Origin of the sequence: Actinomycetospora lutea (assembly GCF_028737205.1) — a bacterium.
In the GTDB taxonomy this organism is placed as follows: domain Bacteria; phylum Actinomycetota; class Actinomycetes; order Mycobacteriales; family Pseudonocardiaceae; genus Actinomycetospora; species Actinomycetospora lutea.
The window spans coordinates 1-25,690 of the sequence record NZ_JAQZAL010000051.1; the positions used below are offsets into that span (position 1 = coordinate 1).

Genomic DNA, 25,690 nt, shown 5'->3' on the forward strand with positions numbered 1-25,690 from the left:
GCGCCGGCGCGGGCGGCGGGGGCGGCGCCCGCGGCGGCGTCCTCGGCGGCGGCCTGCTCGTGGTCGGCCTGCTCGTCGGCGGCCTGCTCGCCCTCGGTCGGCTCACCGTCGGCGGGCTCGGCCTCCTCGTCGCCGGCCTCGGCGACGTCCGCCGCCTCGGCGTCCTGCGCCGCGGCGGGCGGCTCCTCGTCCGCCGTCGCGGACTCGCCGGTGGCGGGCTTCTCCTCCGCCCGGCCCGTCGCGGCGGCACCCGCGACGGCCGCGGCCGCGCCGGCCCCTGCCGCGGCACCGGCGACCGCGCCCGCGGACCCGGCGTCGCCGGACTCCTTCTCCGCCGCCTCCTCGGGCGCCGCCACCGCGGCGGCCGGGGCGCCCTCGGCGTCCTCGCCCGCCGCCGGCACCTCCGGCCCGGTGCGGGGACCGGGCGTGGGCCGCGGGCGGGGTGCGGGCGGCTGGTCGGGGGCGACCGGCGTGCCGTCGGCGAGCGTGCCCGTCGGGCCCCGGGACGACGAGGCGGGGATGAGCCCCGCCTGGTCGCTCGCCGGGCCGGGGCGGGGCACGCGGAACGCGGCGGTGCGCGGCGCGGACGACACCGCGAGCACCGGGCCCTCGGGGTCGGAGAGCAGCGGGCGCAGGCGGCGGCGCACGGCGGCCAGGGGCATGCGCAGCGCCGGGTCCTTGACCATGAGCCCGCGGATGACGTCGACCACCGGGCCGCGCCCGGCGGGCACCGGCACGTCGCCGTGCACGACCTCGGTGACCGTGCCCACGGGATCGCCCGCGTCGTAGGGCGGGCGGCCCTCGAGGCAGGCGAAGAGGGTGGCGCCGAGGCCCCACAGGTCGGCGGCTGGGCCGACGGCGCGCCCCATCGCCACCTCGGGGGCGATGTAGGGCGGCGAGCCGAGGACCGTGCCGGTCTGGGTCATCGACTGCTCGGCGGCGTTGCGCGCGATGCCGAAGTCGGTGAGCTTGATCTGCCCGTTCTCGCCGATCAGGACGTTGCCGGGCTTGACGTCACGGTGGGTGATGCCGGCGCGGTGCGCCGTGGTGAGCGCCGACGCGACCGCCGACCCGATCTCGGCGGCCTCGGGCTGCGTCAGCCGTCCGCGCTCGCCGATGTAGCTGGCGAGACTGCGCGAGGGCAGGAGCTCCATGACGACGTAGGGCTCGGAGGCGACCTCGACGACGTCGTAGAGGGTGACGACGTTGGGGTGGCTGAGCATCGCCGTGGCGCGCGCCTCGCGCAGGGTGCGCTCGCGGACGATGCCGCGCTCGTTGACCGGCACCGACGAGAGCCGCACCTCCTTCACCGCGACCGGGCGGTGCAGGACCTCGTCGTAGGCCGACCACACCGTGCCCATGGCGCCGCGACCGAGCTCGTGCTCGAGGCGGTAGCGACCGACGATCCGGCGGGGGCCGGCCGCGTCGGTGGGTGCGGGGCTCACCCGACCATCATGGCAACGTCGACCGTTGGACGGGTCGCCCCCGGGGTACCCGATGTCAGATCAGCTGCGCCGGGCGGCCAGCGAACGCCGGGCAACGGCCCGGCACGCCGGTGACCTGCGCAGACCGGCCGTTCGTCGGTGCGGGAGGTGACTCCGGTCGCCGCCGACAGCGCGATCGCGACCCCTCGGCGCCGAGGCGGCTCGATCGCCCGCAACCGCCGACCGGCGCAGGCATGCTGGGCCGGACAGTCGGACTCATCACAGGGCCCGGCACGGGAGGTGTGTTCGATGACTCTGGCGGAGCCGCGCGTGACGTCTGCCCCTGTGGCCGACCTCGGCGCCGGCAACGGCCCGGAGTGGATCGATGGTTGGCTCGCCGCGCACGCCGACGACGTCGTGGGCTGGCGCCGGGCGCTGCACGCCCGGCCCGAGCTGGCCCGACGCGAGTTCGAGACGACCCGGCTGTGCGCCGAGGTGCTCACCGCCGCGGGCCTGGCGCCCCGGCTGCTGCCCGGCACCGGCCTGATCTGCGACATCGGCCAGGGTCCGCGCACCGTGGCCCTGCGCGCCGACCTCGACGCCCTGCCGCTGACCGAGCAGACCGACGCGTCGTACGCGTCCCGCGTGCCGGGCGTCGCGCACATGTGCGGTCACGATGCGCACACGGCGATGCTGCTCGGCGCCGGCCTCGCGCTGGCGTCCGCGCCGTCGCTGCCCGGCCGGGTGCGGCTGATCTTCCAGCCCGCCGAGGAGGTGCAGCCCGGCGGCGCGCTCGACGTCATCGCCGCCGACGGCCTCGACGGCGTCGACCGCATCTTCGCGCTGCACTGCGACCCGCGCCTCGAGGTCGGCAAGGTCGGCACGCGCACCGGGGCGATCACCTCGGCGTGCGACATGCTCGAGCTGCGCCTGACCTCGCCGGGCGGGCACACCTCGCGCCCGCACCTGACCGCCGACCTCGTGCACGCGCTCGGCACCGTCATCACCGGCCTGCCCGACCTGCTCTCGCGCCGCGTCGACCCGCGCTCGGGCACCGTGCTGGTGTGGGGCACGGTCCAGGCCGGCCACGCCGCCAACGCGGTGCCCCAGCAGGGGATGCTCGCGGGCACCCTGCGCACCGCCGAGCACGCGACGTGGAACGAGCTCGAGCCGCTGGTGCGCTCGCTGGTCACCGCCCTGCTGGCCCCGACCGGGGTGGGCTACGTCCTCGAGCACCGGCGCGGCGTCCCGCCCGTGGTCAACGACGCCGTCTCCGCCGACCTGCTCGCCCGCGCCGCGGAGCGCGCGGGCGGGCCGGCCGCCGCGGTCGGCACCGAGCAGTCCAGCGGCGGCGAGGACTTCGGCTGGTACCTCGAGCACGTGCCCGGCGCGATGGGCCGGCTCGGCGTGTGGTCGGGCGTCGGCGGGATGTCCGACATCCACCAGCCCACGTTCGACCTCGACGAGCGTGCCCTGCCCGTCGGTGTGCGGACCCTCGTCCACGCCGCGCTGGCGTCGCTCGGCGGCTGACCGCCCCGGATCGGGCGGCACGGAGCCTGCGGAGCTGCCGCGCCGGAGGCGGTACTCCGTCGCGGGCCGTCGGACCCGTGCGGCACGATGGCGCCGTGAGCGAAGCGACGGCGACCGCCACGGATGTGCCGACCCCGGACGGGGGCGGTGTGTCCGCTGTGTCCACCCCGGTGCTGCCGCCGGTCACGCGGCGCATCGCCGACGAGCTCGGCGTCGCCGAGGGGCGGGTGGCAGCCGCGGTCGAGCTGCTCGACGGCGGCGCGACCGTCCCGTTCGTCGCGCGCTACCGCAAGGAGGCCACCGGCGGGCTCGACGACGCCCAGCTGCGCACGCTCGAGGAGCGCCTGACCTATCTGCGCGAGCTCGAGGAGCGCCGCGCGGCCGTGCTCGAGTCGGTGCGCTCGCAGGGCAAGCTCGACGGCGAGCTCGAGGCGCGCATCCTGGGCGCCGAGACCAAGAGCCGCCTCGAGGACGTCTACCTGCCCTACAAGCCCAAGCGGCGCACCAAGGCCGCGATCGCCCGCGAGGCGGGGCTCGAGCCGCTGGCCGACGCGTTGCTCTCCGACCCGACGCACATCCCGCGCACGGCCGCCGGGAGCTACGTCGACCCGGACCACGGCGTGCCCGACCGCGACGCCGCCCTCGAGGGCGCCCGCGCGATCCTCGTCGAGCGCTGGGCCGAGGACGCCGACCTGGTCGGCGAGCTGCGCGAGCAGATGTGGCGCCGGGGCCGGCTCACCGCCACCTACCGCGAGGGCCGCGGCGGCGAGGGCGACACCGCGGCGGCGAAGTTCTCCGACTACGGGGCCTTCGACGAGAAGTTCACCCGCCTGCCCTCCCACCGGATCCTCGCCGTGCTGCGCGGCGAGACCGAGGAGGTCCTCGCGCTCACGCTCGACCCGCTGGCCGCCGACGACGACGAGACCGCGATCAACGAGGTGTACCTCGCGCGCATCGCCGCCGCGGTCGGCGTCGCCGACCGCGGCCGCCCCGCCGACCGCTGGCTCGGCGAGGCCGTGCGCTGGGCCTGGCGCACGCGCATCCTGTCCCGCCTGATCGTCGACCTGCGGGTGCGCCTGCGCGAGGTCGCCGAGGAGGGCGCCGTGCTGGTGTTCGCCGGCAACCTGCGCGACCTCCTGCTCGCCGCCCCCGCCGGGGCGCGTCCGACCATGGGCCTCGACCCGGGCCTGCGCACCGGGGTGAAGGTCGCGGTGATCGACGGCACCGGCAAGGTCGTTGCCACCGACACCGTCCACCCGCACGTGCCGCGCCGGCAGTGGGAGGCCTCGCGCACGCGGCTGGGCGAGCTGGCGCGCGAGCACGGCGTCGAGCTCGTCGCCATCGGCAACGGCACCGCGTCGCGCGAGACCCACGCGCTGGTCCGCGACCTCATCGCCCGCGAGCCCGACCTGGGGCTCACCGCGGCGGTGGTGTCGGAGGCGGGCGCGTCGGTGTACTCGGCCTCCGAGCAGGCCTCGGCCGAGCTGCCCGACCTCGACGTGTCGCTGCGGGGCGCGGTGTCGATCGCGCGGCGCCTGCAGGACCCGCTGGCCGAGCTCGTGAAGATCGACCCCAAGTCGATCGGTGTGGGCCAGTACCAGCACGACATCGCCGGCACCGCCCTGTCGCGCTCGCTCGACGCGGTCGTCGAGGATTGCGTCAACGCGGTCGGCGTCGACGTCAACACCGCCTCGGCGCCGCTGCTGCGCCGCGTGTCGGGCATCAGCGCGGGGCTGGCCACCACGATCGTCGGCTACCGCGACGAGCACGGCCCGTTCGCGTCGCGCACGGCGCTGCGCGAGGTGCCGCGCCTGGGTGCCAAGGCGTTCGAGCAGAGCGCGGGCTTCCTGCGCATCCCCGGCGCCGAGGACCCGCTCGACCGCTCCGCGGTGCACCCCGAGTCGTATCCCGTCGTGCACCGGATCGTCGAGGCGACCGGCACCGGCGTCGACGCGCTCGTCGGCAACAGCACGGTGCTGGCCGGGCTGGACGCGGACGACTTCACCGACGAGCGCTTCGGGCGTCCCACGGTGATCGACATCATCGCCGAGCTCGACAAGCCGGGCCGCGACCCGCGCCCCGAGTTCACCACCGCCGAGTTCGCCGAGGGCGTCGAGCAGATCACCGACCTGACGCCGGGCATGGTGCTCGAGGGCCAGGTCACCAACGTCGCCGCGTTCGGCGCGTTCGTCGATGTGGGTGTGCACCAGGACGGCCTCGTGCACATCTCGGCGATGTCCAAGGACTTCGTCGCCGACCCGCGCGACGTCGTCGGGCCCGGGGACGTCGTGCGGGTGCGGGTCCTCGACGTCGACGTCGAGCGCAAGCGGATCTCCCTGACGCTGCGGCTCGACGAGGAGGAGGCGGCCGGCGACGGCGCCCGTCCCGAGGGCGGCGGCCGGGGCCGCGGCGGCCGCAGCCGCGGAGGACGCGGACGCGGCGGCCGGCAGGGCGCCCCGACCGCTCCGGACCCGGCGCCGGCGGCGACCGCTCCGGCCACGGCGGAGCCCGCGGCGGCGACGGCCGAGGCCCCCGCGGAGACCGGCCAGCGCCAGGGCGGCGGGCGCGGGGGCCGGAGCGGGCGCGGGCGCGGCGGCGGGCGTCCGGGCGAGGGTCAGGGCCAGCGGGGTCAGGGCCAGCGGGGCCAGGGCCAGCAGGGCCAGGGCCAGCGCGGCGAGGGTCAGGGCGGCCGTGGCGGTCGTGGCGGCCGGCCCCAGGAGGGCGGCGAGCGCCAGGGCGGCGGGCGCGGTCAGGACCGGGGTGGCCAGGGCCGCGGTGGCCAGGGGCAGGGCGGTCAGGGCAACCGTGGCGGCCAGGGCCGCGACCGGCGTCCCGCGCCCACCAACGACGCGATGGCCGAGGCCCTGCGCCGGGCGGGGTACAAGAGCTGAGGTCGCCGACCCGTGTCCCCGGGACACGGGTCGGCGCGGGCGCTCAGAGCTCGGAGCCCGGCCCCGGGCCGACGGAGCGGCACGGCCGCTCGCGCAGGGCCTGCACGTAGTCGTCGGGCGCGCCGGCGGCCTCCGCGGCGTCGGAGAGCACGCCGATGTAGCGCGCCGAGGGCAGCCCGCCCTCGTAGGCGTCGAGGACGTAGACCCACGCGAGCTGCGGCCCGTCCATGGTCTGGATGCGCAGGCGCAGCTTCTTGTGCATCCCCAGCTCGCCGCCCTCCCAGCGGTCGAGCTGGTCGACGTCGAGGGGGCTGACGTCGTAGAGCACGACGAACACCCGCGACGACGGGTCCTCGACGACGGTGGAGAGCGCACCCTCGAGACCGAAGTCCTCGCCGCCGAAGGTCAGGCGCCAGCCCTCGAGCCAGCCCGTGCCCGACATCGGCGAGTGGGGCGCCCGTTGCATCATCTGCGCGGGGTCCATGTTGGATCCGTACGCGGCGTAGAGCGGCACGGCGGACAGGGTAGCCAGGAGGGACGGGCGTGGGGCCGGGCCCGGGCCGCCGGTCGCCGGAACGGTCATCGCCGGGACACGACCGGTGCGCGTGCGCCGTCCCCGTCGTGGACGATGGAGGGGACGACCTCAGGAGGGAACCACCACCATGACCCGCATCGTCATCCTCGGCGGAGGACCGGCGGGGTACGAGGCGGCGCTGGTCGCCGCCCAGCACGAGGCCGACGTCACGGTCGTGGAGCAGGACAGCCTCGGCGGCAACTGCGTGGCCTACGACTGTGTGCCGTCCAAGACCTTCATCGCCTCGGCGGGCGTGCGGGCCGGCTTCCGGCACACCGCCGACATGGGCGTCGACGTCGACGACCCGCGGGTCGACCTGCCGCGCGTGAACGGCCGCGTGCGCGGCCTCGCGCTGGCCCAGTCGGCCGACGTGCACGCGACGCTGCAGGCCGCGGGCGTGCGCGTGGTCACGGCGCGCGCCCGGTTCGAGGAGAGCGACCGCAGCAGCGCCACCCACGACGTCCGGATCACCCACCCCGACGGAAGCACCGAGACGGTCACCGCCGACGTCGCCCTCATCGCCACCGGCGCCTCGCCGCGCGTGCTCCCCGACGCGCAGCCCGACGGCCGGCGCATCCTCACCTGGCGCCAGATCTACGATCTCGAGTCGCTGCCCGAGCACCTGATCGTCGTCGGCTCCGGGGTCACCGGCGCCGAGTTCGTCTCGGCCTACGCCGAGCTCGGCGTCACCGTGACGCTGATCTCCAGCCGCGACCGGGTGCTCCCGCACGAGGACCCCGACGCCGCGGCCACGCTCGAGGAGGTCTTCACCGAGCGCGGGGTGCGCATCGAGCCGCGCTCGCGCGCCGAGAAGGTCGTGGCCACCTCCGACGGCGTGCGCGTGACGCTCACCGACGGCCGCGAGGTCGAGGGCTCGCACGCGCTGATGACCGTCGGGTCGGTGCCCAACACCGACGACCTCGGCGCCGCCAACATCGGGCTGACCCTGCAGGACGGCGGCCACATCGCGGTCGACCGGGTCTCGCGCACCGAGGTGCCCGGCGTCTACGCGGCCGGCGACTGCACCGGGCTGCTCCCGCTGGCGTCGGTCGCCGCGATGCAGGGCCGCATCGCCATGTGGCACGCGCTGGGCGAGGGTGTCGCGCCGCTGCGGCTCAAGACCGTCGCGTCGGCGGTGTTCACCCGCCCCGAGGTGGCGACGGTCGGCATCAGCCACGCGCAGGTGGAGAGCGGCGAGTTCTCGGCCCGCGAGGTGATCATGCCGCTGGGCACCAACCCGCGCGCGAAGATGTCGGGGCTCCACGAGGGCTTCGTGAAGATCTTCTGCCGGCCGGCGACGGGTGTCGTCATCGGCGGGGTGGTGGTCGCCCCGGTGGCGAGCGAGCTCATCCTCCCGCTCGCCATGGCGGTGCAGAACAACCTCACCGTCGGCGATCTCGCCCACACGTTCTCGATCTACCCGTCGCTGTCCGGGTCGGTCACCGAGGCCGGGCGGCGGCTGATGCAGCACGACGACCTCGACTGACACCGGCTACCCCACCTGCTGCACCCGGTCCCGCAGCGCGCGCCGTCCGCGGATCCCGAGCTTCCCGTAGACGTTGCGCAGGTGGTACTCGACGGTCTTCGCCGACACGAACAGCTCGGCGGCGATCTCGGGGTTCGTCCAGCCGCGCCCGACGAGGCCGGCGACCTCGCGCTCGCGGTCGGACAGCGCGTCCGTCCACCGCCCCGGGTCGTCGGCGGGGTCCCCGCCGGGGTCGCTGCTCGCGAGCTCGCCGTCGAGGCGGGCGCGGTCGAGGAAGGGGCGGGCGCCGAGCCGGGCGAAGGTGCGGCAGGCCTGGGCGAGCGCCGCCCGGCCGACGGCGGGCTCGCCGACGCGCAGCATGAGGCACCCGTAGGCGTGGCGCAGCCGCGCGCGGTACCACCCCGGCTCACCGCCCTCGGCCGGGATCGCCAGCCCGTCCTCGAACAGCCGGCACGCGAGCGGGATGTCGCCGCGCGCCGCGGCCAGGCGCCCGCCGACCCAGGCCCGCGCCACCGGGAGGCAGCTGCCGCGCACCGGCACGCGCGCGAGGTCGTCGATCGTGCGCTGCGCCTCGTCCCACCAGCCGAGGTCGATCTGGCTGTCGGCGATCGCCGGGAGCCACCAGCCCGACAGCAGCCGCACCCGGTCGGCCTCGATGGCGCCGGGTGTCAGCGGGCTCAGCGCGGCGACCACCTCGCCGGGGCGCCCCGCGGCCTGCGCGATGGCGCCACGGGCGAGGGCGAGGTGCACGCGCGGGCCGAGGAAGTCGGCGGCCTCGGCGTGCTCGACGGCCGCCTCCAGGTCCGCGCGCGCCGCCGCCTCCTCGCCGCGCCCGGCGTGCAGGATCGCCGACAGCGACCGCAGCGCGGCGTGGTCGAAGCTGCGCGCGTACTGGTCGGCGCCCGCGACGGCGACCTCGAGCGCCCGGCGCGCCGCGTCCCACTCGCCGAGCAGGTAGTGGCACCACACGAGGTGCAGGTCGGCGGCCATCCCGAGGAAGCGGGTGAACGGCGTGCGGCGGCGGGCGGCCACGGTGAGGTCGGCGACGGCGGGGTCGAGGCGCCCGAGCAGGCCCGAGAGGACGCCGCGCTGGATGAGGGCCGGGAGCTGGGGCGGCGCCGCGTCGACCGGGCGCGCCGGGAGGAACGCGAGCTGCTCCAGGCCGGCCGGGGCGCCGTCGGTCAGCGCGGCGCCCGCGGCGAGGAAGGCGCGCGCGACCGCGCACAGCCGGGGCAGGTCCGGGCGGTCGCGCAGGGCCCGGCGGGCGGCGGCGGTCGCGGCCTCCCCGGCGCCGAGCTGGGTGTGCACGTAGGCGAGCTCGACGTCGATGCGCGCGCCCAGCTCGGTGTCGCCCTCCGCCGACGCCTCGTCCCGGGCGAGGAGCAGCAGGTCGCGCGCCGAGGCCACCTCGTCGCGGGCGAACGCGAGCAGCCCGCGGATCTCCGAGCGGGCCGCCGAGTCGGGCAGGCACTCGATCGCGTCCGCGTGCTGGAGCGCCTCGCCCTCCCGGGCGGCGTAGACGAGCAGGCGCACCGCGTCGATCAACCGCCGCCCGGCGAGGCGGTCGTCGTCGCTGCACTCGCAGGCCCAGCGCAGGTACTCGGCGGCGGGCACGAGGTCGCCCCGCTCGATCGCCTCCGCGGCCGCGGCGTCGAGGCCGTCGGCGAGCGCGCGGTCGGGACCGTCGGTGGCGCCGACGAGGTGGCGCCAGCGCGCGGTGCCCCCGGTGCGGTCGGCCGCCGCGCGGTGCAGCGCCCGCCGCCGGGCCGCGGGCGTGCCGGTGTACACGGCGTCGCGCAGCACGGGTGACGGGAACGCCAGGTGCTCGCCGGTCTCGTCGGCCTGCCGGACCGCCAGCCCGCCGTCGACGAGCGCCGCGGTGCAGGCCGGGGCGTCGGGGCCCGCCAGCGCCGTGAGGTCCGGGAGCGAGGCGGGCTCCCCGAGCACCGCCATCGCCTCGAGCACGCGGCGCGGCGCGGCGGGGAGGGCGTCGAGACGGGCGCGCAGCGCGGCGGTCAGCGTGCCCGGCGGGCGGGCCCGGCCGAGCCGGTAGCGGTCGGGGAGGTCCGACTCGGCGAGCACCGCGCGGACGTGCAGCGGGTTGCCCGCCGTCTCCTCGTGCAGGCGGCGCACCGTCCACGCCGTGCCGCGACGTCCCGCCGCCCGCGTGAGGTCGTCGACGTCGGCGACGGTGAGCCCGTCGAGGTGCAGGCGCACCGCGTCGTCGCCCCACCCGCCGGCCGCGCCCGCCAGGTCGAGCCAGCCGTCGGGGCGGTCCCGGCCGGTGAGCACGGCGAGCACGCGCAGCGGGGTGAGCCGGCGCAGGAGCAGCCGCAGTACGCCCAGCGACTCGGGGTCGGCCCGGTCGAGGTCGTCGACGACGAACAGCACCGGCCCGCGGCGGTCGAGGTCCTCCAGCGCCGCGAGCAGCGCGGTGCCGAGCAGGAGGGGGACGTCGGCGGCGCCCGACCCGCCCGCCGCCGCGAGACAGCGCTCCAGCACGGCCCCGGGCGGCGGTGCCCCGCCTGCAGGCGCCCGGGTGCGGACGAGGGTGAAGTCGGCGAGCCGGGCGGCCAGCCGGTCGACGACCTCGGTCTTGCCGACGCCGGGCGCACCGTCGAGCAGCACCACGGACGCGGCGCCGTCCCGCACCCGCGCGGCCAGGGCGTCGAGGCGCGCGAGCTCGTCACGGCGCCCGACCACCCCCGTTCCCCCCATCCCGCGATCGTCGCCTGTCCCGCGCGCCAGGACTAGGGGATCTGCCTGGGGTCCACGGTTCGGGGGCGCCGCACGCTGGATCTCGTCCCCGGGCGGCGGGAAACGGGCGGTGGGCGGACCCCGGGTCCGCGGGCGCCGGCGCGGCGCGCCCCCTCGGCGCCGCGTGCCGCCGTCCGGGAGACCCTGGCACCGGGAGGGTCCCCATGATCACGATCATCGATCCGGTCGCGACCGGCCGGGAGCTCTCCGCGTCGTTCGTCGAGCGCGGGGTCCTCCCGCTGCACCTCTACCAGCGCCGGTGTGCGCCCGCGTTCGACGCCGACACCCACCCGTACGCGCTGCTCGTCGACGACCCGCGCGAGGCGCTCGGCGACCTCGCGGCCCGCGGCGTCACCGCGGTCGTCGCCGGCAGCCGGGGGGCGGTCGACGCGGCCGACGCCCTGTGCCACGCGCTCGGCCTTCCTCACCACGACGCCGCGACCGCGCCCGCGCGCAGCGACGACGGCGCCCGGACCGAGGCGCTGCGCGCCGCCGGCCTGCCGGTCGCGGAGGGCCGGACCGAGGGGCCGCTGTTCGTCGTCACCACCGTGAGCGCGGGCGGGCGCCACGCGCTCTGTGACCTGCAGGCCGTGCGGGTCGACCGGGTCGGCCGGGTTCCCGGAGGCGTCGTCGAGCGGCACGCCGTGCTGATCCGCCGCGCGACGCCGGTGCACATCGCCGCCGTCGCGCACGTCAGCCACTGCCTGGACGCGCTCGGCGTGCGGGAGGGGCCCGCCCACACCTCGGTCCGGATGACCACCGAGGGCCCGCGCCTCGTGGGCTTCGCGCCGACGCTCTCGCCGGCGTCGCAGGACCCCTCGCTGCACCGCCCGGCGCTGGGCTACAGCCACGCCGACCTCGCCGCCGAGCGCTTCGCCGACCCGGCGGCGTTCGCGCTGCGGTTCACCGACCCCTACCGGCCCGACGCGTCGGTCGCGACCGTCCCGCTGCACGTCCCGACCACCGGGGTGGTCACCGACCGCCCCGGGCTCGCCGCGCTGCTGGCGCTGCCGGGCTTCCACCGGGCCGAGGGCCTGCTCGAGGTCGGCGACCCCGTGCACGGCAACGGCCCCGCCGGGACGGTGTATCTCCGCCATCCCGACGAGGCCGTCGTCCGTCGCTCACTGCGGCGGCTGCACCACCTCGAGGACCGGGGCGAGCTCTACGCCCTGGCCCCTACGCCCAGTCGAACGTGCGGGTGACCGCCTTCTTCCACTCCGCGTAGGTCTCGTCGCGGAGCTTCTCGTCCATGCTCGGCGACCAGACCTTGTCCTGGGCCCAGTTGTCGCGGATGTCCTGCTCGGAGTTCCAGAAGCCCACCGCGAGGCCCGCGGCGTAGGCGGCGCCGAGGGCGGTGGTCTCCGAGACGACCGGGCGGATGACGTCCACGCCGAGCAGGTCGGCCTGGAACTGCATGAGGACCTCGTTGCCGACCATGCCGCCGTCGACCTTGAGCGCGGTCAGCGGCACCCCCGAGTCGGCGTTCATCGCGTCGATGACCTCGCGGGTCTGGAACGCCGTGGCCTCCAGCACCGCGCGGGCGACGTGGCCCTTGTTGACGTACCGGGTGAGGCCGACGATCACGCCGCGGGCGTCGGAGCGCCAGTGCGGGGCGAACAGGCCCGAGAACGCCGGCACGATGTAGGCGCCGCCGTTGTCGTCGACCGACTTCGCGAGGGTCTCGACCTCCGGCGCCGACGAGATCATCCCGAGGTTGTCGCGCAGCCACTGCACCAGCGAGCCGGTGACCGCGATCGAGCCCTCGAGCGCGTACACCTGCGGCGCGTCGCCGATCTTGTAGCAGACCGTGGTGAGCAGGCCGTTCTTCGACTCGACCTTCTCCGTGCCCGTGTTGAGCAGCACGAAGTTGCCGGTGCCGTAGGTGTTCTTGGCCTCGCCGACCGACAGGCAGGCCTGGCCGAACGTCGCCGCCTGCTGGTCGCCGAGGATGCCGGCCACCGGGACGTCGGCGAACGTGCCGCGGGCCCGGATGGGGCCGTAGGTCTCCGACGACGACCGGATCTCCGGCAGCATCGCCATCGGGACGCCGATCTCCTCGCAGAGCTGCGGGTCCCACTCGAGGGTGTCGATGTTCATGAGCAGGGTGCGCGACGCGTTGGTCGGGTCGGTGACGTGCAGCCCGCCGTCGGCGCCGCCGGTGGCGTTCCAGAGCACCCAGGTGTCCATCGTCCCGAACGCGAGCTCGCCGCGCTCGGCCCGCTCGCGGGCGCCCTCGACGTTGTCGAGGATCCAGCGGGCCTTGGGACCGGCGAAGTACGTGGCCAGCGGCAGGCCGGTCTTCGCGCGGTAGCGCTCGGCACCGCCGCCGAGCGCGCCGAGCTCGTCGCAGATCGCCTGGGTCCGGGTGTCCTGCCAGACGATCGCGTTGTGGATCGGCTCGCCGGTCGCCTTGTCCCAGATGACCGTGGTCTCGCGCTGGTTGGTGATGCCGACCGCCGCGACCTGGTCGGCGTTGATGTCGGCGCGGGCCAGGGCGCCGCCGCAGACCTGGCGCGTGTTGCCCCAGATCTCCGCGGCGTTGTGCTCCACCCACCCCGCGCGCGGGAAGATCTGCTCGTGCTCGAGCTGGTCGACCGCGACCACGCGGCCCGAGTGATCGAAGATCATGCACCGGGTCGACGTCGTGCCCTGGTCGATCGCGGCGACGTACTGCGTCATGCCTGTGCTCCTGGCGATGTCGGGGGCTTCGGATGGGGTCGGTGTGGACGCCGGCTCAGCCCGTCTTGACGGGCGCGATCAGCGCGACGAGCGCCGCGAGCGTGGCCCCGATCAGCGGGGCGACGACCGGCACCCAGGAGTAGCCCCAGTCGGGACGGCCCTTGCCGCGGATCGGCAGGACGGCGTACGCGATGCGGGGCCCGAGGTCACGGGCCGGGTTGATGGCGTAGCCGGTCGACCCACCGAGGGCCTGGCCGATACCCATGACGACCGCCGCAGCACCTGCGTAGATCGCCGGGCTGCTGCCGTAGGGATTGACCAGCAGGAACAGCACCAGTGCGAACGTCGCGATGAGCTCGGTGACGAAGTTCCACGCCGGCTTCTTGATCGGCGGGTTGGTGGAGAAGATGTTCAGCGTGCCCGAGTTGTCCTCGTTGTGGTCGAACTGCAGCTTGTAGACGAGCCACGCGAGGACGGCGCCGACGAAGGCGCCCAGGAACTGCCCGATGAGGTAGAACGGCACCTGCGACCACGGCGTGCCGCCGTTGATCGCGCTGGCCAGGGTGACGGCGGGGTTGATCGCGCCGCCCGAGGCGTCCGCGATGCTCGCGCCGGCGAACACGCCGAAGCCCCAGCCAAAGGTGATCAGCACCCACGATGCGGTGTCCCCGTCGGCGTTGGTGCGTGTGAGCAGCACGTTCGCCACCACGCCACAGCCGAAGAGGAGCAGCACCATGGTGCCGAGGAACTCCGAGAGAATGATGCTTCCAGCGCCCACGAGGACTCCTGTCGACGGCGACCCGGCCCCTGCGACACGCTCGTCCGGTGCTCCCCCCGTTCGGGTCCTGGGCGGGCGTGATCGTGAACGCTAGTGGCGAGGTTCACCGTGTGTCCATCTTCCCCGCGGATCTCGGGGGTGACGGGGTGGGTCCGCGGGCACCCGGACACCAGGACGGAGCAAGCGGCTGCCCCGCGTGCTCGGTGTGAGGGCAGGACATACCGCGTTAGCGTGACCGTGAGCGCCCTCGGGACGCCGATCGCGGCACACCCGGCACGCTGGAGTGACGACGGACGAGACGAGAGGGGCGGGACGTGGGCGCAGCGCACGACGGGGGAGCGGCACAGGCCGAGGCGCTCGATGCGGCGGCCGAGCCGGCGCGACTGGGGCCGGCGTCGCGGGACGAGGCGTGGGACCGGCTCGCCTCCGAGAAGTTCGACGTCGTCGTGGTCGGCGGCGGGGTGGTCGGCACGGGAGCGGCGCTGGACGCGGCCACCCGGGGCCTGAAGGTCGCCCTCGTGGAGGCGCGCGACCTCGGCTCGGGGACGTCGAGCCGGTCGTCGAAGCTCTTCCACGGGGGGCTGCGCTACCTGGAGCAGCTCGACTTCGGGCTGGTCCGCGAGGCCCTCCGCGAGCGCGAGCTGAGCCTGACGCGGCTCGCGCCGCACCTGATCAAGCCGGTCAGCTTCCTCTACCCGCTGACCAAGCACTGGGAGCGCCCGTACGTCACCGCGGGCGTCACGCTCTACGACACGATGGGCGGCAAGAGCTCGCTGCCCCACCAGAAACAGCTGACGCGCTCGGGCGCGCTGCGGATGGCACCGGCGCTCAAGCGCAGCGCGCTGGTCGGCGCGATCCGCTACTACGACGCCCAGGCCGACGACGCCCGCCACACGATGATGGTCGGGCGCACCGCGGCCCAGTACGGCGCGGTGGTCCGCACGTCCACCCAGGTCGTGGACTTCCTGCACGAGGTCGACCGGGTCGCGGGCGTGCGCATCCGCGACGTCGAGTCCGGGCGCGAGACCGAGGTCCGCGCGTCGGTGGTGGTCAACTGCACGGGCGTGTGGACCGACCAGATGCAGCACGCCGCCGGGACGCGCGGACGCTTCCGGGTCAAGGCGTCGAAGGGCGTCCACTTCCTCGTGGCGCGCGACAAGATCCCGTCGGACACCGGCATGATCCTGCGCACCGAGAAGTCGGTCCTGTTCGTCATCCCGTGGCGCAACCACTGGATCGTCGGCACCACCGACACCGACTGGAACCTCGACCTGGCGCACCCCGCGGCCACGCGCAAGGACCTCGACTACCTGCTCGAGCACGTCAACTCGGTGCTGGTCACGCCGCTGACCCACGACGACATCGAGGGCGTCTACGCGGGGCTGCGCCCGCTGCTCGCCGGCGAGAGCGAGGAGACCTCGAAGCTCTCCCGCGAGCACGCCGTCTCGCGGGTCATGCCCGGCCTCGTCGCCATCGCGGGCGGCAAGTACACGACCTACCGGGTCATGGCCGCCGACGCGATCGACGCCGCGGCCGAGGACATCCCGACCCGCGTGGCGCCCTCGGTCACCGACCGGGTGCCGCTCATCGGGGCCGACGGCTACTTCGCGCTGGTCAACCAGTCCGAGCAGCTCGGCCAGCAGCACGGGCTGCACCCGCACCGCGTGCGCCACCTGCTCGACCGCTACGGCTCGCTGCTCCACGGTCTGCTCGCCATGACCGACGAGGACCCGTCGCTGCTCGAGCCGGTCCCGGCCTCGTCGGACTACCTGCGCGTCGAGATCGCCTACGCGGTGGCCTACGAGGGCGCCCTGCACCTCGACGACGTCCTCACCCGACGCACCCGCATCTCGATCGAGTACGCCCACCGCGGCGTCGACTCGGCCGAGGCCGTCGGCGCGCAGATGGGGGCGCTGCTGGGCTGGACCGACGAGCAGCGCGACCTCGAGGTTCGCTCCTACATCGAGCGGGTCCAGGCCGAGCGCGACTCGCAGTCGGTCGACACCGACATCGAGGCCGACAAGCTGCGCGTCGCCGCGCCCGACCCGCGCGCCCCGCGGCTCGCGGCGCTCGGCACCGGCTGAGGCTCGCCCCGCGGACGGGCGGGCAGGGACGCCGGACGCCCGGCACTGGTCGTGATCGGGGCCGGGCGGTGGACTCGGGGGCATGACGGGCATGACGACCCTGGTCCCCGCGGCGACACTGCTCGCCGGCGTGCTCTCGGCCCTGCTCGCGGGGCTCTACCTCGCGTTCTCGCTGGCGATCATGCCGTCGCTGGCGCGGCTGGCGGACCTGGTGCTCGTCGCGGTCATGCAGACGGTCAACCGGGTGATCGTGCGCCCGGGCTTCGTGGTGCTGTTCCTCGGCGCCCCGCTGGTCGCCGTCGCGGCGGCGGTGTCGGCGCTGGTCGCGGGCGCGCCGGCGGGGATCGCCGTGCTGGTCGGGGCGCTGCTGCAGATCGCGTCCCTGGTGATCACGGCCGTGGTGAACATCCCGCTGAACACCGCCCTCGACCGCGCCGACCCGGACGACGTCACCGACGTCGCCCGGGCCCGCGAGGCGTTCGAGCGTCCCTGGGTGCGTGCGCACGGCCTGCGCACCGTGGTCACCGTCCTCGGGGCCGTGGCCCTGCTGGCGGCGCCGCTGCTGTGACCGTGCCGATCAGGCGCCCGCGACCGGCGTCGACGGGGTGGCGCTGGTGTCGGTGTCGGCGGCCTCCACGGGGGTGGTGGCCGGCTTGGGCCGCACCATGAACGACACCGCGACGGCGATCAGGCCGATGACGCCGGCCGCCATGAACGCGAGCCGCAGGCCGGCCGCGTCGGGCGTGCCGGCGGCGTTCGCCGACCCGATGGCCGCGATGGTGACGAAGCCCGCCGTGCCGGCCGCGCCCGCGACCTGCTGCAGCGTCGTGAGGATCGCGCTGCCGTGGGAGTACAGGTGCTCCGGCAGCACCGCGAGGCCCTCGGTGAGCAGCGGCGTCATCATGAGGCCGAGCGAAGCCATCAGCAGGATGTGCACCGCGATGACCATCCACAGGGCCGCCCCGGCGCCCAGCGCGGCGAGCAGCCACATCGAGGTGGCCAGGCCGATCGCGCCCGGGATGACGAGCGGCCGGGCGCCGACGCGGTCGAACAACCGGCCCACCGGGCGCCCCATGAACCCGAGCACGAGGCCGCCGGGCAGCACCGCGAGTCCCGTCACCGCCGCGCTGACGCCCAGGACGGTCTGCATGTAGATCGGCAGCAGGATCGCCCCGGCGCCCAGCAGCGACATGAACAGCAGCGCCGAGAGCACGATCGCGACGACGAACGGCTTGTGACTGAAGGGTCGCAGGTCGAGCAGCGCGGACTCGGTGCGCTGGAGCCTCATCTGGCGCAGGACGAAGACCGTGAGCGCGACGGCACCGACGACGAGGGCGGCCCACGGCGGGACCAGGCCGCTGTCGCCGTGACCCAGCGTCGAGAGCCCGTAGACGATGCCGCCGAAGGCGACGAACGACAGGGCCACCGACAGCAGGTCGAGCGGCGTGCGGCGCGTCTCGCCCGAGAGCCGGAAGAGGACGAACCCGACGACGAGGGCGGCCACCGCCAGCGGCAGCACGCTCCAGAACATCCACCGCCAGTCGAGCGACGAGAGGATGAGCCCCCCGATCGTCGGGCCGATGGCGGGGGCCACGGCGATGACGATCGAGATCGTGCCCATGGTGGCGCCGCGCCGCTCGGCCGGGATCAGCCGCATGACCGAGGTCATGAGCAGCGGGATCATCACCGCGGTGCCCGACGCCTGGACGATGCGGCCCGCGAGCAGCAGCGGGAAGCCGGGCGAGAGCGCGCAGATGAGCGTGCCGAGGCTGAACAGCGTCATCGCCGCGAGGAACACCTGGCGCGGCGTGAAGCGGTTGAGGATGTAGCCCGTGGTCGGGATGACCACGCCCATGGTCAGCAGGAACCCGCTGGTCAGCCACTGCACCGTCGTCGCCGACACCCCGAGGTCGCCGGTGAGGTGCGGCAGGGCCACGCTGAGGATCGTCTCGTTGAGGATCATGACGAAGGCCGAGACGACCAGCGTCATGATGATCACCATGGGCCGCGCGGGCGCTCCCTGGCCGGTTCCGGACGGGCCGGTCATCGTTCCCCCTCGTGGCGGCGGCCGTGACGGTCACGGACCGGTCTCCAGAGCATCACACGCCCCCCTGACAGGCGAACGGGTTTCGCTCACGGGTGACCGGACACGCACCGGCCGACGAGCGGGCCAACGCCCGTTCCCCCGCGCGTGTTCCCGTCCGGGGCAGGGTTGCTCAGCGTTCGTGGCGGTGGGAGATGACCGCCACGCCGGCGATGACGATCGGCACCAGGATGAAGATCCACGGGAACCGGCCGCCGCTGACGGCGAAGAGCAGCGCGGCGACGGCCGGGGTCAGCAGCGAGATCAGCCCGGCGTGCCGGGCGATCGTCGCGCCGGTGGGGGCGACGAGCTCGGGCAGCTCGGGCGCGGCGGGCATGCCGACCGCCGGACGACGGGGCGCCGGGGCCTGCGGCGCGGGGTAGTCCGGGTGCGGCTCGGGGAGGTCGGTGAAGAGCGCCTCGAGCTCGGCCCGCGACGTCGCCCGCGACGCGGCGGAGCAGCGGTCGGCGTGCTCGCCGCGCTCCAGGCGCCCGGCGCGGCGGTGCACGTCGAGCGCCTCCATCGCGAGCTCCCGCTCGTGCGCCCCGACGTCGGCCATGACGTCAGTATGCGCGTGGGGGACGCGCCGCGGGGCGGAGCCGGATCCGGTGGATCAGCCCGCGTCGGGGATCTCGCAGATCACCGCGCCCTGGTTGACGCTCGCGCCCGCCTCGAGGGTCAGGCCCGTGACGACGCCGTCCTTGTGGGCGGTGACCGGGTTCTCCATCTTCATCGCCTCGACGACCACGACGAGGTCGCCCGCGGACACGGTGTCGCCCTCCGACACGGCGACCTTCACCACGGTGCCCTGCATCGGCGCGGTGATCGCGTCACCGGAGACCTTCGCCCCGCCCCCGGAGCGCTGGCGCTTCTTCTTCGGCGCCGCGGCCCGTCCGCCGCCACCGCCACCGAGGGCGAGGTCGCCGGGCAGCGTGACCTCGAGGCGCTTGCCCCCGACCTCGACGACGACGGTCTGGCGCGGCGCGGCCTCCTCGTCCTCCTCGGCGGGCGCGGCCTCGAAGGGCGCGATCTGGTTGTCGAACTCGGTCTCGATCCAGCGCGTGTGCACGGTGAACGACTCGGCGCCGTCGGGGGCGACGAACGCGGGGTCGCGCAGCACGGCCTGGTGGAACGGGATGACGGTGGGGAGGCCCTCGACGACCAGCTCGTCCAGCGCACGCTTCGAGCGCGCGATGGCCTGCTCGCGGTCCTCGCCGGTGACGATGAGCTTGCCGACCATCGAGTCGAACTGCCCGCCGATGACCGTCCCGGTCTCGACGCCGGAGTCGACGCGCACGCCCGGCCCGTCGGGGGCGACGAAGCGGGTGACGGTGCCGGGCGCGGGCAGGAAGCCGCGGCCCGCGTCCTCGCCGTTGATGCGGTACTCGATCGCGTGGCCGCGCGGCTCGGGGTCGGCGCTGAACCGCAGGTGCTGGCCCGCGGCGATGCGGAACTGCTCGAGCACGAGGTCGATCCCGCTGGTCTCCTCGGAGACCGGGTGCTCGACCTGCAGACGGGTGTTGACCTCGAGGAACGAGATCGTGCCGTCCTCGCCGACCAGGAACTCGACGGTGCCGGCGCCGGAGTAGCCGGCCTCGACACAGATGTCGCGGGCCGAGGTGTGGATGCGCTTGCGCTGCTCGTCGGTGAGGAACGGCGCGGGCGCCTCCTCGACCAGCTTCTGGTGACGGCGCTGCAGCGAGCAGTCGCGGGTGCCGACGACGATGCAGTTGCCGTGCTGGTCGGCCAGGACCTGGGCCTCGACGTGGCGGGGACGGTCGAGGTAGCGCTCCACGAACGACTCGCCGCGCCCGAACGCCGACACCGCCTCGCGCACCGCGGCGTCGAACATCTCGGCGATCTCGTCGCGCTCGCGGGCGACGCGCATGCCGCGCCCGCCGCCGCCGAACGCGGCCTTGATGGCGACCGGCAGCCCGTGCTCGTCGGCGAAGGCGATGACCTCGTCGGCGTCGGCGACCGGGTCCTTCGTGCCCGGCACCAGCGGCGCCCCCGAGCGCTCGGCGATCTTGCGGGCGGTGACCTTGTCGCCGAGGTCGCGGATCGCCTGCGGGCCCGGCCCGATCCAGATCAGCCCGGCGTCGATGACGGCCTGGGCGAAGTCGGCGTTCTCCGAGAGGAACCCGTAGCCCGGGTGCACGGCGTTGGCGCCGGAGTCGCGCGCGGCCCGGAGCAGCTTCTCGATGTCCAGGTAGGACTCGGCGGCGGTCTCCCCGCCCAGCGCGAAGGCCTGGTCGGCGAGGCGTACGTGCGGGGCGTCGCGGTCGGGGTCGGCGTAGACCGCGACGCTCGTGAGGCCGGCGTCGGCGCAGGCGCGCACCACGCGCACCGCGATCTCGCCGCGGTTCGCCACCAGGACGGTGTGCAGCGGGTCGAACCCCGTCGGGGCGGACGCGGCCATCGGTTGACCTCCTGGGGGCGACGCTGAACCGGGGGCGGTCGGGGCAGTGTAGGGGCGGCCGGACGGGTGCCCGGTCGGGTCACTCTCTCGTACTCGACGCCGGGACGGCGTGGGCGCGGGCGTGGTCATGACCACACACGGGTCCGAGGGTCCCACGCACCGTGACCGCTCGCCCGGCTGCGGATCACACCAGGTGCGCGGCTACGGTCGGCGACCGATGCAGCCTTGGTGGTGGCGGTCGGTGGCCGCGTGCGCGTCCGTGCTGGTCCTCGCGGGCCTCGTCGCGGTGATCGCCGGCGCGGTCGGGGCCGACCGTGCGGTCGACCGTGCCGCCGCCGTGCGGACGTCCGGTGACGACGACGTCGTGGCGGCGCCCGCGGGGCGCCCCTCGCCGGCGGCGGCCACGCCGTCGGGAGCGCCGGGCCCCGGCGAGCCCGGCCCGGACCGGGTGCCCGACGCCGCGACCGCCACGACGCTGGCCGTGCTGCCGGGCTGGCGGGTCGTGCCCAGCCAGGACGTCGTCGAGATCCCCGCGGGCCGCTTCGAGGACGCCACGATCCTGCGACGCGGGGCGACCGCGGTCGTGCTGGTCGGGGTCGCCGACCCGTCCCGTGTGCCGCCCCGGGCGGACCCGGCCGCGCCCGACCCCCGCGGGGCGGCGGCGCTCGACGCGGAGGCGCGGCGCCTGGCCGACGCCTACGCCGACCAGCTCGCCCCCGGCGCGCGGACCGCGGCGCTCACCGACGACGCGGAGGCCATCGCGGAGCTGCCCACCCGGACCTCGGTGCGCCGGGTCGAGGGCGGCGCGCTCGACGGGGCGCTGGTGCGCGTGAGCACGATCGCGGCGCCCGGCCGCACGCTGGCCGTGCTCGCCGTCGCGCGGCCGTCGCCGACCGTCGGCGCCGACGGGTCGGCCGCGGACGCGGTGGTCCGCTCGCTGCGCCTCGATCCGGCCTGAGCCGGCCTCAGCCCGCCCAGAGGGCGTCGACCCCCACGCCGATCTCGCCGAGCAGGCGGCGGGTCAGCGGCAGGCTCAGGCCGACGACGTTCGAGGGGTCGCCCTCGATGCCCTCGACGAACCAGCCGCCGCGGCCGTCGAGGGTGAACGCTCCAGCGACGGCCAGCGGCTCGCCGCTCGCGAGGTAGGCCTCGAGCTCCCCGGTCGTGGGGTGGGCGAACGCGACCGCCGTCCTGGCGTGCCCGGCGACCTCGCGGCCCACGGCGCCGCCGACGATCTCGACGAGCGCGTGGCCCGTGAACAGCTCCACGGTGCGCCCGGCCATCTGGTCCCAGCGCCCGCGCGCGGCGTCAACGGAGCCGGGCTTGCCGACCATGTCGCCGTCGAGGTGCAGCATCGAGTCGGCGCCGACGACGACGCCGTCGGGAACCGCCGCGGCGACCCGGGCGGCCACGGTGCGGGCCTTGGCCAGCGCGAGGGCCGAGACGCGGTCGATCGGGGAGGCCTCCTCGCCCAGCTCGGCGAGCAGGGCGTCCTCGTCGACGTCGGACACCTCCACGAGGGGTTCGACCCCGGCGGCCCGCAGGACGGCCAGGCGGGCGGGGGACGCGGAAGCGAGCACCAGACGCACGGAGCGGCACCCTACGTCGGCGGCTCCCGGCCCGCGTCGCCGCCGGTCCGCCGGGCGACCCCCGCGAGGATCGAGAGGTGGGTCGGGCGCTTGAACCCGCGCCAGCGGCTGACGTCGACGACGCCCGGCTCGGCGAGCTCGAAGCCCGCGAACAGGGCGGTGATCTCCCCGCGGGACCGCAGGTGGCCGCCCCGCGGGGTGCGGGCGTAGGCCTCGTGGATCTCGGTGAGCTCGGCGTCCGTGAGGCCCTCGGAGCTGCCGGCCGAGAGCACCAGGTAGGAGCCCGGGACCATCCGCCGCGCGAAGTGGTCGAGGATGCGCCGGGGCTCGTCACCGGGGGAGAAGTGCAGGACGGCCACGAGCGCCTCGGCGGCCTCGCGGTCGGCGGCGAAGTCGTCCCGCCCGCCGAGGTAGTGGTCGTACATCCGGGCGGGCGAGGGCGCGTCGCTGGCGAACCCCTCGGTCACCGCCGGCCCCCGAGCACGGAGCCACGCTGGCGGCGACGGGTGCGGGCGCCGGCGCCGGACGCGCGGGCTCCTCAGAAGGGCGGGTCGTCGCCCTCCGGATCGTCGGCGGGTCGGGGAGGCGGCCTGGTGGGCGGGTCGGCGGGGTAGGGGTCGGCGGTCCAGAGGGGGTCTCGGAGGCGTGCTCGGTGGGGGTGGTGGTCGAGTGGTGGCGGAGGGGTGCGGGTTCGGGGTGACCGGGTGGCGGGGGCGGTCGTAGGTGTGGCCGGTGGGGCTGGTCCAGGTGAAGCGGCCGGGGGTGGGTTGGTCGAGGCGCCAGCCGGCGTCGTGCTTGAGGCGGTGGTCGTGTCGGCACACCACCCCGAGGTTGTGCTCGACAGTGGTCCCGCCGTGGGTGACTGCGCGGGTGTGGTCGATGTCGGTGGCCAGCGAGGAAGCCCGGCACGGCGGGAAGGTGCAGGTGCGGTCGCGCATCCGGGTCCAGCGGGCCAGCGCCGCGGACGGGAACCGGCGCCGCGCGTGCTGGGGTGTCGCCGGCGGGCCGGTCCAGGCCTGCTGTTGGTCGCGCAGGTCGGTGAGGACCTCGGCCCAGGTGCCGGGCTCGCGGACGCGGTCGAGCTCGGTCGCAGGGTGGAGCTCGGACCGGGCGCGCCGCCGTCGGCTGCTGCGGGGTGGTGCGGTAGCCGTGGGGTGGGTGTCGGGTGATCAGCGCGGCGAGCAGGTGCCCGTGGTCGTCGGTGACCGCGACCCGCCACTCGGCGTGGCAGAGCTGGCGGGCGAACTGGCGGGCGAAGGGTGCGTGCACGATTCCGTAGCCGGGCATGGTGCCGGGTTTCTCGTCGAGGCCCAGCAGCGTGAGCAGCCCGACCCGCAGCTCGATCCGCCCCGCCCGCGACCCACCGCCCGCGGCACCACCACTGGACGGTGCCGGCCCGCCCGGTGCGGGTCCGTCGGGGGCCGGCCTCTCGGGTGCGGGGTGGTCGGGGGTGCGTTCGGTGCTGGTGCCGCCGCCGGGTGCGGGGCCGTGGGCGCCGACGTGGCGTGGTGTGGTGCGCCCGCGGGGATCGTCGGGGTCGGCGTGCGCGACCACGTGCGCGATGAGGGCGTCGTCGTCCCAGCCCTGGGGTCGGGGGCTGAGCAGGGCGAGGTAGACATCGGCGCGGATGGTGTCGAGCAGCCCCGGGTGCCCTGCCGCCTTGGCCCGGAACACCAGGGCCTCCACGTGCGCGACCGACAACGCCCCGGCATCGAGCGGGAGATCGAGCCCCGAGAGGTTCAGGGTGCCCGCCGCGGTGCGCCGCGCCCGTACCCGGCGCTGGCGGCGGGCGCGGTCGTAGCGCCGGGCGGCCCAGGCGGGGTCGAGGGCGGCAGCGAGCTGCGCGATGCGCTCGACCAGCCCGGACAGCGTCGACCGCGCCGCCTCGGGCAGCACCGCGCGCACGACCCGGCGGGCGTGCTCGGCGGACAGCGCCGCGGTCCAGGTGACACAGATCCGGACCCGGTCGGTGTCGATGCGCCCGGCGTCCCACGCGGCCCACAGCTCGGGGATCGCCACGATCGCGGTGTCGGCCTGCCCGAGCAGCCTCGCCACCCGGGTGCGGGACTCGGCCAGCACCGCGCGCAGCTCGTCGGCCCCGAACTCGCCGTAGCCCTCCCGGCGCCCGCCGGGGCCGTCGGGGTCGGCCCGCGCGGCCTCCCGCGCGGCGAGCGCGAAGCGGGCCTCGTGATGGGAGAGCTGGCGGCGCCACGCCGCGGCCAGCACCACCGCGTCGTGCGGGGACACCGCCCGCGGATCGACCCGTTCCAACAGCGCGCCCAGCGCCGCACCGGGCGGGGTCGTGGCGACCCCCTCCGGCAACGACGCGAACACCTGTTCGAACACGCGCCGAGGCTAGCGCCGACCCCCGACAACCACGGGCCGATCCGGGATCGAGGTGACCGAGATGCCGGGCGTACTCCTGCACGTGTGCACCAGGATGCGCATCGGAGGCTCGGCCCGACCGAGGGCACGGTGGACCGGGCGGAGGGGACGTCCGTCCCTCACGACGGAGTGACGCCCGTGGCCATCATGCGCCCAGGGTTCCGGGAAGGCGGAGGGCGGAGCCACGTCGAGGGAGTCGCTGTGATGGCCCATGATCCCCAGGCGGCGTCGCCGCTGCTCGAGGCGGTTCTCAACCTCGCGCATTTTCACCAGGAGCACGAACGTTTCTACTCCTCGGCGCCTCTGGAGACCGCCGTGCGACTGCAGCGCCACGCGCGCACCCTGCAGGCGCTCGCCGACCGCTGGAGCACGGTCGTTCCGTCCGTCCGGACCGCCAGGAATCCCTACGAGGGCGCCGAGGACCTCAACAGCGAGGCAGCGATCGCCCTCGACGGGGCGTTGTTCATGGAAGGTGAGGGCCGGCCTGCGGAGATCACGGCGATGATCGGCGAGTTGCGTGCGGACGCCGAGGGCTTCGCGGGTGGTGGCGAGTGGCTCGCCGACGCCATGCAGAGCAGCTGGAAGGTCGCCGCTTCGCTGATCGAGATCGACGATCTCGCCGACGTGATGGGCGAGCGGCACCGCATCATCACCAACGACTGGCTGGCCGCGAACATGCAGACGCTCATCGCGCAGATGCTCGTCCGCGCGGCCGAGATGCTCGATCACGTCGACTTCACTCCGGGTGCCCTGCGTGCCGACATGGCGGGCGGTCGTGTCAGCCCTCGGCGCCTGCACTCGGCCGCCGAGGTGATCTCTCGGGCGGCAGACCTCTGCGGCGAGTCATCGCGCTTGGTGCACGACAACCAACGCCGCTGGCGCGTCTTCCGGGAGCGGGCTGATCAGGTCGTCCAGCGGCACACCGACTGAATCCCCCGGTACGCCTGGCGACCACCCGCTGTGAAGAGAATTGACCGCAGCTGACCTATGCGACCTTGTCGAGGGTGACTC

18 protein-coding genes and 1 pseudogene are annotated in these 25,690 nt (G+C 75.5%); 8 read left to right on the plus strand and 11 right to left on the minus strand.

Annotated features, from left to right (window positions below; all coding sequences use genetic code 11):
• Positions 1 to 1,445 (minus strand): serine/threonine-protein kinase (locus tag PHK61_RS30710; protein ID WP_420791462.1); only part of this gene is annotated, 1,445 nt, incomplete at its 3' end.
• 288 nt (positions 1,446 to 1,733) lie between these two features.
• Between PHK61_RS30710 and PHK61_RS30715 the strand changes: the two genes are divergently transcribed.
• A complete protein-coding gene (locus PHK61_RS30715; protein WP_274284841.1) occupies positions 1,734 to 2,954 on the plus strand; it encodes an amidohydrolase in 1,221 nt (406 codons plus the stop codon).
• A gap of 158 nt (positions 2,955 to 3,112) precedes the next feature.
• Positions 3,113 to 5,845 (plus strand): Tex family protein, encoded by a 2,733-nt coding sequence (locus PHK61_RS30720; RefSeq protein ID WP_420791465.1) that lies wholly within the window; start codon positions 3,113 to 3,115, stop codon positions 5,843 to 5,845.
• A gap of 43 nt (positions 5,846 to 5,888) precedes the next feature.
• Here PHK61_RS30720 and PHK61_RS30725 read toward each other — a convergent pair whose 3' ends face one another.
• Positions 5,889 to 6,359, minus strand: coding sequence for a gamma-glutamylcyclotransferase family protein (locus tag PHK61_RS30725; protein ID WP_274284842.1), 471 nt, complete (start codon positions 6,357 to 6,359; stop codon positions 5,889 to 5,891).
• 148 nt (positions 6,360 to 6,507) lie between these two features.
• Here PHK61_RS30725 and PHK61_RS30730 point away from each other — a divergent pair, with 148 nt between their 5' ends.
• Positions 6,508 to 7,905: an NAD(P)H-quinone dehydrogenase gene (locus PHK61_RS30730; protein WP_274284843.1), complete on the plus strand. Its 1,398-nt coding sequence runs from the start codon at positions 6,508 to 6,510 to the stop codon at positions 7,903 to 7,905.
• 6 nt (positions 7,906 to 7,911) lie between these two features.
• On the opposite strand, the gene PHK61_RS30735 is transcribed toward PHK61_RS30730, so the two are convergent.
• Entirely contained in the window at positions 7,912 to 10,623 is a 2,712-nt protein-coding gene (locus tag PHK61_RS30735) for a helix-turn-helix transcriptional regulator (protein ID WP_274284844.1), read from the minus strand.
• Between the two features lie 203 nt (positions 10,624 to 10,826).
• On the opposite strand from PHK61_RS30735, the gene PHK61_RS30740 reads away from it, so the two are divergent.
• The gene (locus tag PHK61_RS30740) at positions 10,827 to 11,864 is read left to right on the plus strand and encodes a hypothetical protein (protein ID WP_274284845.1); all 1,038 of its coding nucleotides are present in this window, start codon (positions 10,827 to 10,829) and stop codon (positions 11,862 to 11,864) included.
• On the opposite strand, the gene glpK is transcribed toward PHK61_RS30740, so the two are convergent.
• Positions 11,839 to 13,341 (minus strand): glycerol kinase GlpK, encoded by a 1,503-nt coding sequence (glpK, locus tag PHK61_RS30745; protein WP_274284846.1) that lies wholly within the window; start codon positions 13,339 to 13,341, stop codon positions 11,839 to 11,841. The genes PHK61_RS30740 and glpK overlap by 26 nt on opposite strands.
• Positions 13,342 to 13,396: 55 nt before the next feature.
• A complete protein-coding gene (locus PHK61_RS30750; protein WP_274284847.1) occupies positions 13,397 to 14,119 on the minus strand; it encodes an MIP/aquaporin family protein in 723 nt (240 codons plus the stop codon).
• Positions 14,120 to 14,502: 383 nt separating this feature from the next.
• Here PHK61_RS30750 and PHK61_RS30755 point away from each other — a divergent pair, with 383 nt between their 5' ends.
• On the plus strand, positions 14,503 to 16,203 hold the full coding sequence (locus PHK61_RS30755) for a glycerol-3-phosphate dehydrogenase/oxidase (protein WP_274284858.1): 1,701 nt from the start codon (positions 14,503 to 14,505) through the stop codon (positions 16,201 to 16,203).
• 82 nt (positions 16,204 to 16,285) lie between these two features.
• Positions 16,286 to 16,771: an anthrone oxygenase family protein gene (locus tag PHK61_RS30760; RefSeq protein WP_274284848.1), complete on the plus strand. Its 486-nt coding sequence runs from the start codon at positions 16,286 to 16,288 to the stop codon at positions 16,769 to 16,771.
• A 9-nt stretch (positions 16,772 to 16,780) separates the two neighbouring features.
• Here PHK61_RS30760 and PHK61_RS30765 read toward each other — a convergent pair whose 3' ends face one another.
• The 3 genes from PHK61_RS30765 to PHK61_RS30775 all read right to left on the minus strand — a co-directional run bounded on the left by PHK61_RS30765 (position 16,781) and on the right by PHK61_RS30775 (position 20,705).
• Positions 16,781 to 18,193, minus strand: coding sequence for an MDR family MFS transporter (locus tag PHK61_RS30765; RefSeq protein WP_420791464.1), 1,413 nt, complete (start codon positions 18,191 to 18,193; stop codon positions 16,781 to 16,783).
• A 226-nt stretch (positions 18,194 to 18,419) separates the two neighbouring features.
• Entirely contained in the window at positions 18,420 to 18,845 is a 426-nt protein-coding gene (locus tag PHK61_RS30770) for a DUF1707 SHOCT-like domain-containing protein (protein ID WP_274284850.1), read from the minus strand.
• A 54-nt stretch (positions 18,846 to 18,899) separates the two neighbouring features.
• Entirely contained in the window at positions 18,900 to 20,705 is a 1,806-nt protein-coding gene (locus tag PHK61_RS30775) for an acetyl/propionyl/methylcrotonyl-CoA carboxylase subunit alpha (RefSeq protein ID WP_274284851.1), read from the minus strand.
• A 217-nt stretch (positions 20,706 to 20,922) separates the two neighbouring features.
• Between PHK61_RS30775 and PHK61_RS30780 the strand changes: the two genes are divergently transcribed.
• A complete protein-coding gene (locus PHK61_RS30780; protein WP_274284852.1) occupies positions 20,923 to 21,663 on the plus strand; it encodes a hypothetical protein in 741 nt (246 codons plus the stop codon).
• Positions 21,664 to 21,670: 7 nt separating this feature from the next.
• On the opposite strand, the gene PHK61_RS30785 is transcribed toward PHK61_RS30780, so the two are convergent.
• The 3 genes and pseudogenes from PHK61_RS30785 to PHK61_RS32185 form a co-directional block, all read right to left on the minus strand.
• Entirely contained in the window at positions 21,671 to 22,294 is a 624-nt protein-coding gene (locus PHK61_RS30785; protein ID WP_274284853.1) for a Maf family protein, read from the minus strand.
• A gap of 11 nt (positions 22,295 to 22,305) precedes the next feature.
• Positions 22,306 to 22,761: an SAM-dependent methyltransferase gene (locus PHK61_RS30790; RefSeq protein WP_274284854.1), complete on the minus strand. Its 456-nt coding sequence runs from the start codon at positions 22,759 to 22,761 to the stop codon at positions 22,306 to 22,308.
• A 333-nt stretch (positions 22,762 to 23,094) separates the two neighbouring features.
• A pseudogene (locus tag PHK61_RS32185) lies at positions 23,095 to 23,232 on the minus strand (HNH endonuclease signature motif containing protein); the annotation flags it as partial.
• A gap of 550 nt (positions 23,233 to 23,782) precedes the next feature.
• On the opposite strand from PHK61_RS32185, the gene PHK61_RS30795 reads away from it, so the two are divergent.
• Positions 23,783 to 25,609 (plus strand): hypothetical protein, encoded by a 1,827-nt coding sequence (locus PHK61_RS30795; protein WP_274284855.1) that lies wholly within the window; start codon positions 23,783 to 23,785, stop codon positions 25,607 to 25,609.
• Positions 25,610 to 25,690: the final 81 nt, after the last annotated feature.

Coding starts and splice junctions, on each gene's coding strand:
- PHK61_RS30715 (WP_274284841.1), top strand. CDS start 1,734: ATGACTCTGGCGGAGCCGCGCGTGACGTCTGCCCCTGTGGCCGACCTC.
- PHK61_RS30730 (WP_274284843.1), top strand. CDS start 6,508: ATGACCCGCATCGTCATCCTCGGCGGAGGACCGGCGGGGTACGAGGCG.
- PHK61_RS30735 (WP_274284844.1), bottom strand. CDS start 10,623: ATGGGGGGAACGGGGGTGGTCGGGCGCCGTGACGAGCTCGCGCGCCTC.
- PHK61_RS30740 (WP_274284845.1), top strand. CDS start 10,827: ATGATCACGATCATCGATCCGGTCGCGACCGGCCGGGAGCTCTCCGCG.
- glpK (WP_274284846.1), bottom strand. CDS start 13,341: ATGACGCAGTACGTCGCCGCGATCGACCAGGGCACGACGTCGACCCGG.
- PHK61_RS30760 (WP_274284848.1), top strand. CDS start 16,286: ATGACGGGCATGACGACCCTGGTCCCCGCGGCGACACTGCTCGCCGGC.
- PHK61_RS30765 (WP_420791464.1), bottom strand. CDS start 18,193: ATGACGCTGGTCGTCTCGGCCTTCGTCATGATCCTCAACGAGACGATC.
- PHK61_RS30770 (WP_274284850.1), bottom strand. CDS start 18,845: ATGGCCGACGTCGGGGCGCACGAGCGGGAGCTCGCGATGGAGGCGCTC.
- PHK61_RS30775 (WP_274284851.1), bottom strand. CDS start 20,705: ATGGCCGCGTCCGCCCCGACGGGGTTCGACCCGCTGCACACCGTCCTG.
- PHK61_RS30780 (WP_274284852.1), top strand. CDS start 20,923: ATGCAGCCTTGGTGGTGGCGGTCGGTGGCCGCGTGCGCGTCCGTGCTG.